Raw genomic sequence first — 9213 nt, 5'->3', positions numbered from 1 at the left:
GCTGATCATCTCCGAGGACGTCGAGGGCGAGGCGCTGGCGACGCTGGTCGTCAACAAGCTGCGCGGCGGCCTCAAGGTCGCGGCCGTCAAGGCGCCAGGCTTCGGCGACCGCCGCAAGGCGATGCTGGAAGACATTGCCGTGCTCACCGCTGGCCAGATGATCTCGGAGGATCTCGGCATCAAGCTGGAGAACGTCGCCATCGATATGCTCGGCCGCGCCAAGCGTGTGCTGATCGACAAGGACACGACAACGATCATCGACGGCGCCGGCGCCAAGGCCGCCATCCAGACGCGCATCGCCCAGATCAGGGGACAGATCGAGGAAACCACATCCGATTACGATAAGGAAAAGCTGCAGGAGCGGCTGGCCAAGCTCGCCGGGGGTGTTGCGGTCATTCGCGTCGGCGGCGCCACCGAGTCGGAAGTCAAAGAGAAGAAGGACCGCATCGACGATGCGCTGAACGCCACGCGTGCCGCTGTCGAAGAAGGCATCGTGCCCGGCGGCGGTGTGGCGCTGCTGCGTGCCAGGACGGCGCTTGCCGGGCTGGCCGGCACCAATGCCGACGTCACCGCGGGCATCTCGATCGTGCTCAGGGCGCTCGAAGCGCCGATCCGGCAGATCGCCGAGAATTCCGGCTTCGAAGGCTCAATCGTGGTCGGCAAGCTCTCCGAGAGCAAGGATCACAATCAGGGCTTTGACGCCCAGAATGAGATTTATGTCGACATGATCAAGGCCGGCATCGTCGATCCGGCAAAGGTGGTGCGGACGGCACTTCAGGATGCCTGCTCGATCGCGGCCCTCTTGATCACGGCCGAAGCCATGATCAGCGACATACCGGCCAAGGATGCAGCGCCTTCTGCCCCCGGCGGCGGATGAGCTACTAACCACTGCCGGAAACAGGCTCTGCGATCCCCGGCGCCGGCAAGCCGGGCGACTAACCCGAACACCAACAAAAAGGAACTTGTTCCGTGGCAACACAAAGCAGAAAGCCATCTCTCGCGCGTCGATGGGAAGATTACCAGCCGAGCAAATCCGCGCTTTTCTGGTCATGCGCCGTGACCGTCGCCGCTACGATGATCATCGGTTTCAGCTGGGGCGGCTGGGTGACAGGCGGCACGTCGCGCATGCTGGCGACAACTGCCGGTGACGTGGCGCGCGGCGCACTGGCGTCGGCCATCCGCGTCGATCGCTTCAACGCGGCGCCCGACGCCGCGGCCAAGCGTGTCGAGTTCAAAGCCCTGACCGACAGCTACAAGAAGCGGCAGTTCATCGAGACAGGGGGCTGGGCGACCATGCCCGGCAAAACCTCTCCCGACAGGTTGGATGTGGAGAGCTGCGCGGTCGCGCTCACCGCATAGGTTCGAGGCGAGCCACCCTGATCGCCGGACACGTTCCGGCGGTCTCTTTCGCGAGCTACCAGCAACAGGAGTCCATTCGATGACCAACTCTGTCAAGAAAACCGGTCCGAAGCCGGCAAAGGAGAGAACGAACAGAGCCGCTTCGAAAACATCCGCGAGGCGGCTGCCGAACGGGGCAGGAAAGCGGACACCGACGGTACCCGTCGGCGTGCTCGCCAGGCGGCCGAGGACAATCACCCCCTATGAAAACTGGAGTTCGGCTGCTCCTCGGCATTCCCCTCGGCTTCCGCTGGCCAGGGCGTTCCGTATGGCAAATCTCCAAATCTATCGAGGCTCAACTAATTGTCGTTGACGCAAGCCCCCACATCCATCCCCTCGCTCCAGGGCGGCGAACGGGCATGGCCCAAGGTTCTCGCCGGCTATCGGGAGCCGCAGCCTGTTTGAACTCATGGTGACGCTTGTCCCGTTTGTCGGGCTTTGGACGCTTGCCACGCTGGCGGTGCATCATGGCACCTGGTGGAGGATGGTGCTGACAATCCCCACGGCAGGCTTCCTGCTTCGCCTGTTCATGATCCAGCACGATTGTGGTCATGGTTCCTTCTTCGCTCACCGCAAGGCCGATGACTGGACCGGGCGCGTGATCGGCATCCAGCCATGGGAAGGCTTCCTATATCTGCCGGTGCCCCGGTGAAGACATGATAGATCGTCCATGACCCGTCCGGCTCTATGCGCCGGCCGTAGTGATGATTCATGTCGCAGCGATCCAAAGCTCCGCCTTCGTTCTCCCAAATGTTGATATCAACAGCATCGCGATTTTCGCGGCATTCGTCGTTGTTGTCGTTCATGGCGGTGCACCTTTGGACAGGATAATCGAAAGATCTATGCAGCAGAGCTGAACTGACAGGCCCGGGCGAAGCCCGCGCCCTGGAAGCGCGACTCCAGGAAATTTGGCTGTCAGCTATGACCGACGTCTGGACCTACCAGGTGATGCCGAAAAGCGTCGAATAGACGATGATGCCTATGGCAATCGTGACTGACGCTCTTACGAATAAGCTCTTGTAGTCGTAAAGGTAAAAATGAGCAGGGATATGGGTTTTCACAGCGGCCTCCTTCGTCTTGTTATTTTCTTGGCCAGAAGTCACTCTATCACACAAAGAGCACATACAGTGATTTATTTTTGACCTCATTGGAGTAAGCGTCCTCTCGGTCAAAATAAACCGCAATTGGCGCCTACTGTTCGTGCATCGTTCTTTTGGCCAAGCTTGGCTATCGCGGCGTCAGAGGCTCTCGACCCGCCAACTCCCCCAAATCCGATTTTGCGCTGCGTCGCTTCGCGAGCGCAATGAACTGCTCTTTCCAGGGATATGAAAATGAGCACCCGCACAAAGCACACGACCGTGTGATTCACTGCACCCTTCGCGCTGAGGGGCGTCGATGAGATTCAGCCGCCCGGCGATTATGCAATCGACGAGGACGAAGAACTCATCGACGGGCTTTCCTGGCTCGCCTACCGGCGCGTCGCGACATTCATTTACCTGCCGGCCGTTTTCTCGACCGACCGTCTCAGAAGCCAGCTTGTGGCTATCGACCACTCCGAACTCGAAACCGCTATGCGACAGGATGAGGACCAGGCCCAAGAACAGGAGGTTCAGCGATGAACGTTCATCGCTTCGCCATCGGACAGTCCGTCATACTCAAAGGCACAATCGGCATGTCGCACAGACCGGGCACGTTTCGGGTCACCGGCAGAATGCCGCCACGGGATAATTCGCCTCAATATCGGATTCGTAATGAGGAGCAGCGGCACGAGCGCGTTGTGGCGGAAAACAATCTCGAAGAGGTCAATATCGGTCCTTTTTAGCGCTCTGTGGGGCGCTGTCAAAACGGACAGACCCGGTCGGCGCTTCTCTTACCGCAGTGCATGGCCCGCTCGCCCCGCCGACCCAGTGCGCGAGATCGCTTTGCGGATAAGGTCATCCGCCTTCTCATCAACGATGAAAGAGCGCTAGCAGATCGAGCTGTTCTTCAAGTGGATCAAGCAGAACTCAAGATTCGTCACTATCGCGGCGCTTCAGAGAACGCAGCGGGTTCGTCGCACTGATCGCTATCTGCTCCTGCGTGCCGCCCAGGCGGCCCAGAAAGCCGTCATACAGCCGCCGGCCTTTGCCCGCCTTGTGCCTTAACATCATTGCACAGGCGCCCAATTAACTCCCAAGGCCTCACCGCCGCCCAAACGCGACGACAGTCAGATGACCCTCCTCCTTTCACCGGTACGATTAACCCGGGCTGACCAACTGCGTTGCCGCTACTTCTGAAGCTGCATACCAGGCTGCCGCTCGCGCAGTCGGGTCTCCGGTTGCTAAGAAACGGACGTTGCACGCCAGTTTAATATGCCTGATCATGGAAGTTGGCAGGGCGGAGATATCAAGTGGTGGCCAATAGTCGAAACGGCTTGCATCCATCGGGTCCCGGACTGGCGGGCATTCTGTACGAGGCCAATGTCCACCCGCGCACGCCTTTGCCCACTGTCGCGACTGTCGTGACCACGGTGGCCGCCCTGTATTTCGGTCGCGAGGTTTTCCTGCCGATCGCAATCGCGCTGCTGCTTACCTTCGCGCTTGCCCCATTGGTTTCCGCACTGAAGCGAGCTGGCATTCCCAGGCTTCCTGCTGTCATCGTCAGTGTGCTTGGCGCGTTCGCGGCGCTCGCCCTGTTTTCCTTCATCATGGCCACGCAGGTCAGCGAACTTGCTCAGAACATCCCGGTTTACCAGAGCAACATCCTTACCAAGATCCGCTCGCTCAAGGAGACAGGGGTAGGAGGAGGGATGATTGCCAGGTTGAGCGGGGTGATTGAGCGCGTCGGTCAGGAGATCAACCAGCAGGAACCGTCGCCGCCCGCCGCCGACAAGCCGGCGCGCGAGCCGGTGCCAGTCGAGATCGTCGCACGTGAAAGGCCGCTTGAGGTGCTCCAGAACCTGGTCGCCCCGCTAATCGGCCCGCTGGCGTCGGCCGGACTGATTATCGTCGTCGTCATTTTCATGCTGCTCGAGCGCGAGGACCTGCGCGACCGTTTCATACGCCTCGTCGGCTACGGCGATCTTCATCGAACCACCGAGGCACTCCAGGACGCCGGCAAGCGGGTCGGCCAATATCTGCTCATGCAGTTGGTCGTGAACACCGTCTACGCCATACCGGTTACGATCGGGCTTTGGGTTCTGGGCATACCCAATGCACTGCTGTGGGGATTGCTGGCGTTGGCGCTGCGCTTCGTCCCGTATATTGGCCCGGTCGTTGGCGCGCTGCTACCTTTGTTCCTGGCGCTCGCCGTTGCTCCGGGCTGGGCGCTGGTACTGTGGACCGCCGCGTTGTTCGTGGCGATGGAGTTGATTACCGGAAACGTCGTCGAGCCCTGGCTTTACGGTTCGCGGACGGGGCTTTCTCCCTTGGCCATCATTGTTTCGGCGATCTTCTGGACCTGGCTATGGGGTCCGCTGGGTCTGGTGCTGTCGACACCTCTCACCGTTTGTCTTGTCGTGCTCGGCCGACACGTGCCGCAGTTCGAATTTCTCGACGTGCTGTTCGGTAATGAGCCCGTGCTCGAACCCCATGCCCGGCTTTATCAACGGCTACTGGCCGGCGATCCGGACGAAGCAACCGATCACGCCGAGGAGATGCTGGAGGAGAAATATCTTGTCGAATTCTATGGCAAGGTCGCCATTCCGGCACTCCTGCTCGGCGAGCAGGACCGCGTTCGGGGGGTAATGGGCGACCAGCAAAGGCGGCAGGTGGCGGCCAGCGCCCAGACGCTGGTGGCAAACCTCGACGACAGCGCTCAGGAGGAGGCGGGCGATGAAGATGATCCAACCGTAGCCGAGGACGCAGGCGCGGATACGGCGAAAGAGGCAGCAGTGGATGGCGAGGACGACATCGAACTACCAGACGGCACCGGTATGTCGGTGCTCTGCGCCGGGGGCCGGGGCGAACTCGACGATGCTGCCGCCGCCATGTTGGCGCAAGTGCTCGAAGTCCAGGGAGCGACCATATCGAAGGCAAGCTTCACTGACATGGAACCGGCAGGCATTCGCCGCCTCGAGCTGGACGCTGTTGACACCGTCGTGGTCGGTTTCCTGAACCGGGATTCCGTCAAGCACGCCCGCTTTCTGGTTCGCCGTCTGAAGCGCGCCAAGCCGGTGTTACGGGTCGGCATCGTGTTCTGGTCCGAGACCCAAAACGACAACAACGCCCGTCTGGCGGCAGACCTGAATGCGGATTTCGTGTCGCATGGCATGGTCGACACCGTGCTCGGCGCCTTGTCGCATGATCCGCCGATTGCGCTCAAACTTGCCGCCAAACGCCGCATGCGCCGGCGGCCGCCCCCTGCCAAGAAAGTGCCGCTTGCGGTTGCAAAAGCTCAGCGTGAAGCAGGATGACGGAGGCATCATTACCGCGCTCGCTGGATGGTTGCTTCTCTGGTTGTCGGCCGCGGATCGCGGTCACTTCACGCGGATGCTGCGCGCATGGTCGGTTTGCGAGCCCTATCAATGGGTGCCTAGCTGGCATGCCGGTAGGGCAGCCGGCTAGCAATTGCCCCACGCAGGTAAGAACCGTTGGCCCCTTGGCGAGCACGGTTATGCCCCGGAGTTCGGCCGGATACTCTTTTCATGATGCTGGCATTGAAGCATGATGGGTCCGATTTGAGGCACCTAATATTTGCAGACGTTGTTAGCAAAGCACGTCGTGCGATCGGCCGGCTCTCGCTTAAGAACGGAAGCCGGCCGGTTGGCCGATGACCTCTGCGATTGTAATTGCCTCAATTGCGGGACTTCCCGATGATCAGTACCCGCCGTTCTCGATAACGACCTGATGAGGCCTGTGATGATGATGGGTCGAGACGCCGACCACATCCTGGCGATGATGACGCCGGCGCCCGTGGTCATAGAACGCGAGCTGGCCGTGGTGGCGGTGCAAGTTATGCGATCTCCCTGAGTGCGGCTTCTGCTTGGCTACGTCCTCACTCGAAAAGCGCCTGCGGAGTTCAACTCTTGCGCACCTGCCAAGCGAGGTAAGCTATCGCCGCACCCACGCTAATCAGCTCTATCCCCATCAGCAGTCCGATCACCCACACGGCGGTCACGGGGAGCCTGGCCCACAGCATCAAAGAAAGAAGAATCCCGACCAGCCCACTTCCCAAGACCCAGCTCCAATTGGGAAAAGGACGAATCGTGAGGGCGAAAACCACCTTCGAGATGCCCTCGATCATGAAGAACACAATAAGCAGCAGAGAGATGGTTAGCAGCCCGTCTCCAGGGTCGCGCAGAAAGAGGAGGCCAATCAGCACCGCCAGGATGACAGATACGAGTTGCAGCCAGAAATGTGGCACGTGACCGGCGCCGACCAAGCTTATGCCTTGCAAGGCTCCGCTGAAGATCAGCAGCCATCCCAGCAGGACGACCACAGCCACCGACGAGACCACAGGAAAGATCATCGCCAGAATTCCGGTTACCACCAGCAGCACGCCCTCCACCAGATACCACAGTGAGTACTGCTTGACCGTCTGCCGCATTGCCTCACGAAACACCTCTGCGGCGGCATCCAACGAAATCGACATGGCTTGCCTCTAACAACGCTCCGGCTGAATGAGCCGAGACGTCTCAGGCTACAGTAAGGTCCCCGGTTTCGCCAGTGCTCGGCATTTTGACAACCGTCGAAGTGGGCTTTGCCTCCTTTGCCCTGAACCTGCCCAATACAGTCACGGCAGTTAGCGATCCGACAGGATTTGCCAATCAACGAACCGCGATTGACGCTCACACTGGCAAGAGAGAGGCGCCACGGCTGCCCGCTCTGCTAGGTCCCGTCGGCCCGTACACCCTGGTCGCCATGCCCGCCTCCTCCGCGCAGGGCAAGCGAGGTAAGCAGTCGCCGCATCCAAGCTGATCAGCTCTCAGTGAAATCCAACCCCATCAGCCGACCGGCGCGGGGGCAGGCCGAGTTCCTAAACTAGTCGATTGCTGTTTTTGGTGTCTGTGGCGCGTCTGCGCGAGCCATCCGTGTCGTTGTCTAGGCGGTACTGGGTTTCCTGGCGTGGCGACTTCTCAATGGCGCCACCCTCATTGTCCCATCGTTCTAACGACCTGCGCTTCAGAGCATCAGACGTGCTGGGGACATCGTACTCAAAGTCAAGCCCTGCCACGGACGCTTCGCTGGTGATGGCCTCCAGCAGGTCTAAATCCGGGATTTCCGTGGAAGGGAACACACACCGTATCGCGGCAAGAGCCTCCGATGCCGCAAAAGGTCGGGCGTTTTTCTTACACTCCTCCAGGAACGCGCTATGGCAGCGCGCACGTCAGGCGGAATGCTTGGTGACGCGTCCGTGTTCATCCTGTTTCCTATCAAGCGGATGGGGATCCTGGCTCATCGATGCGTAAGACCGCTGAGGCGGATCCCTGCGTTAAATGCACGTTCGTCCAAATGGAATGGAATCATTTTTCCAAACCCGATTGCTCTTTTCCAGCCGAGCCCCTGTCCACGACCAGTGATGACAGACCTTCAGCTGGATCGTTACAGCTTCCCGGAAGTGGTCCCGCTCTACCCGATCAGGGTTCGTATCGAGACTGTTGCAATCGGCTGAGACATTCCTTTTCGGGCGAAGGCGGCACGTGCTCCTCACTCTTGGCCCGGCGTCAGCCTCGCGCGCTCATAATTGGTGTGAACTGTCGAGAATTTTGTGCAGTTTCACGTGTTCAGCCAGGAGGCGTCGCAAATCGGATTCTGCATGCATGCCCTGCTCAAATCCGCGAACGAGAAGGCGTGCTTGAGCTGTCTCCGGGTCAAAGCTGCGTTCAGGCCCAGGTACGCGCACTTCTACCAAAAGCCCCTCGATAGTCTTCATGTTGTCGGGTGTTAAGTATGTGAAGGACATAGCATCCTCCTTAAATCCAGGGCTGGATGCTGCTGCCTGGATCGATCGAGGCCGCATTTCTCGCCGCCGCGCACGACGCGCCACGGTCGCCATCCGTCGATATCGTGGCCGCGGTGCTCGAGCGTGAGTGGTGGAAAGCGCTGGCCGGATGGCCGCGAATGATCGGGCTATCTTGCGGAATTGATCTTCAGCAGTCGCCTTCTGGCTGCTTTCGCACTTGCCTGCTCGGCCCGTATGCGGCCGCAAAGGGCAAAACCGACCGCGACACTGCATTCGTCGTCCAACATCCCTTCGGCACGTTCGAGGGAGCGTTCTGCTTGGTTGACGCGTTGCCTCGCCGTGGCGAGTTCCAAGCTCAAAAGTTCGGCCGCAATCCCGCGTCCCTCGGGTTCGTAGGTGTTCATCATGAAGTCCTAACACATTGGCGGGGCGGTTCGTTCCGTTACGTCGGTGTCGCGCTGACGCACGGCCTCGACCAGTTCCGCAATAGCCTGCTCGGCCTTGTTGGCCGCCGCATCGGCGATGTCGATATGGTGAAGCGCCCGGTGGGTCAGCATTGCCAACCGAGCCTCACGAAACAGGTGGCTAGAGCACGTCCTGTGATCGATGAATCGATTGTGATGTGACGGCTGCGTTTTGTGCTGATTCAACATCCATCTCGATGGAGGTTGACGATGGGAAGAGCATTGAGCGTGGATCTTCGGTCGCGGGTCTTGAAGGCTTCGGACGAGGGCATGTCGGCGCGGCAAGCGGCGGCGCGGTTCGGCGTGGGGGTGTCCAGCGCGATCCGCTGGATTGCGCGGGCGAAGATCGGCGAACTGGCGCCCCGCCCGCAGGGCCGCCGCCGCGCCTCCAGCCTCGATGTGCATGAAGCCTTCATCGTCGGGCTGATCGAGGAGCGCAAGGACATCACGCTGAACGAGATGGTGGAGC

Annotated in this window: 10 protein-coding genes; 8 read left to right on the top strand and 2 right to left on the bottom strand. The window is 60.2% G+C overall.

The features are described 5' to 3' along the window. The 6 genes from groEL to F3H96_RS30340 form a co-directional block, all read left to right on the top strand. The coding region (gene groEL / locus F3H96_RS30365; protein ID WP_149805297.1) for a chaperonin GroEL at window positions 1–877 on the top strand (877 nt) is incomplete at its 5' end. Between the two features lie 92 nt (window positions 878–969). Beyond that, window positions 970–1359 carry a hypothetical protein gene (locus F3H96_RS30360; RefSeq protein ID WP_149805296.1) on the top strand — a complete coding sequence of 130 codons (390 nt, stop codon included), beginning with the start codon at window positions 970–972 and terminating at the stop codon, window positions 1357–1359. Between the two features lie 448 nt (window positions 1360–1807). After that, window positions 1808–2050: a hypothetical protein gene (locus F3H96_RS30355; protein ID WP_149805295.1), complete on the top strand. Its 243-nt coding sequence runs from the start codon at window positions 1808–1810 to the stop codon at window positions 2048–2050. Between the two features lie 730 nt (window positions 2051–2780). Continuing rightward, entirely contained in the window at window positions 2781–3017 is a 237-nt protein-coding gene (locus F3H96_RS31465; protein ID WP_244620231.1) for a hypothetical protein, read from the top strand. After that, entirely contained in the window at window positions 3014–3220 is a 207-nt protein-coding gene (locus F3H96_RS30345; RefSeq protein ID WP_149805294.1) for a hypothetical protein, read from the top strand. Before F3H96_RS31465 ends, F3H96_RS30345 begins: the two co-directional genes overlap by 4 nt. 612 nt (window positions 3221–3832) lie before the next feature. Beyond that, window positions 3833–5791, top strand: a complete 1959-nt coding sequence (locus F3H96_RS30340; RefSeq protein WP_244620230.1) for an AI-2E family transporter — start codon at window positions 3833–3835, stop codon at window positions 5789–5791. A gap of 605 nt (window positions 5792–6396) precedes the next feature. Here F3H96_RS30340 and F3H96_RS30335 read toward each other — a convergent pair. Continuing rightward, window positions 6397–6969 carry an HdeD family acid-resistance protein gene (locus F3H96_RS30335; protein ID WP_188131607.1) on the bottom strand — a complete coding sequence of 191 codons (573 nt, stop codon included), beginning with the start codon at window positions 6967–6969 and terminating at the stop codon, window positions 6397–6399. Between the two features lie 1086 nt (window positions 6970–8055). Then, a complete protein-coding gene (locus F3H96_RS30325) occupies window positions 8056–8280 on the bottom strand; it encodes a hypothetical protein (protein WP_149805293.1) in 225 nt (74 codons plus the stop codon). Window positions 8281–8306: 26 nt separating this feature from the next. Between F3H96_RS30325 and F3H96_RS30865 the strand changes: the two genes are divergently transcribed. Together F3H96_RS30865 and F3H96_RS30315 are read left to right on the top strand one after the other, a co-directional pair. After that, on the top strand, window positions 8307–8906 hold the full coding sequence (locus tag F3H96_RS30865) for a hypothetical protein (protein ID WP_188131606.1): 600 nt from the start codon (window positions 8307–8309) through the stop codon (window positions 8904–8906). Between the two features lie 48 nt (window positions 8907–8954). Further along, a partial coding sequence (locus tag F3H96_RS30315; RefSeq protein ID WP_149805291.1) for a helix-turn-helix domain-containing protein occupies window positions 8955–9213 on the top strand: 259 nt, incomplete at its 3' end.

It is taken from the genome of Mesorhizobium sp. NFR06 (assembly GCF_900115245.1).
In the GTDB taxonomy this organism is placed as follows: domain Bacteria; phylum Pseudomonadota; class Alphaproteobacteria; order Rhizobiales; family Rhizobiaceae; genus Mesorhizobium.
Note: the sequence above shows the minus strand (reverse complement) of the source record. Positions and strands in the feature narration are given on the sequence as shown.

What these genes read in the sequence shown, in the direction of transcription:
- F3H96_RS30335 (WP_188131607.1), bottom strand. Translation starts at nt 6,969, where the DNA reads ATGTCGATTTCGTTGGATGCCGCCGCAGAGGTGTTTCGTGAGGCAATG.
- F3H96_RS30325 (WP_149805293.1), bottom strand. Translation starts at nt 8,280, where the DNA reads ATGTCCTTCACATACTTAACACCCGACAACATGAAGACTATCGAGGGG.
- F3H96_RS30345 (WP_149805294.1), top strand. Translation starts at nt 3,014, where the DNA reads ATGAACGTTCATCGCTTCGCCATCGGACAGTCCGTCATACTCAAAGGC.
- F3H96_RS30355 (WP_149805295.1), top strand. Translation starts at nt 1,808, where the DNA reads ATGGTGACGCTTGTCCCGTTTGTCGGGCTTTGGACGCTTGCCACGCTG.
- F3H96_RS30865 (WP_188131606.1), top strand. Translation starts at nt 8,307, where the DNA reads ATGCTGCTGCCTGGATCGATCGAGGCCGCATTTCTCGCCGCCGCGCAC.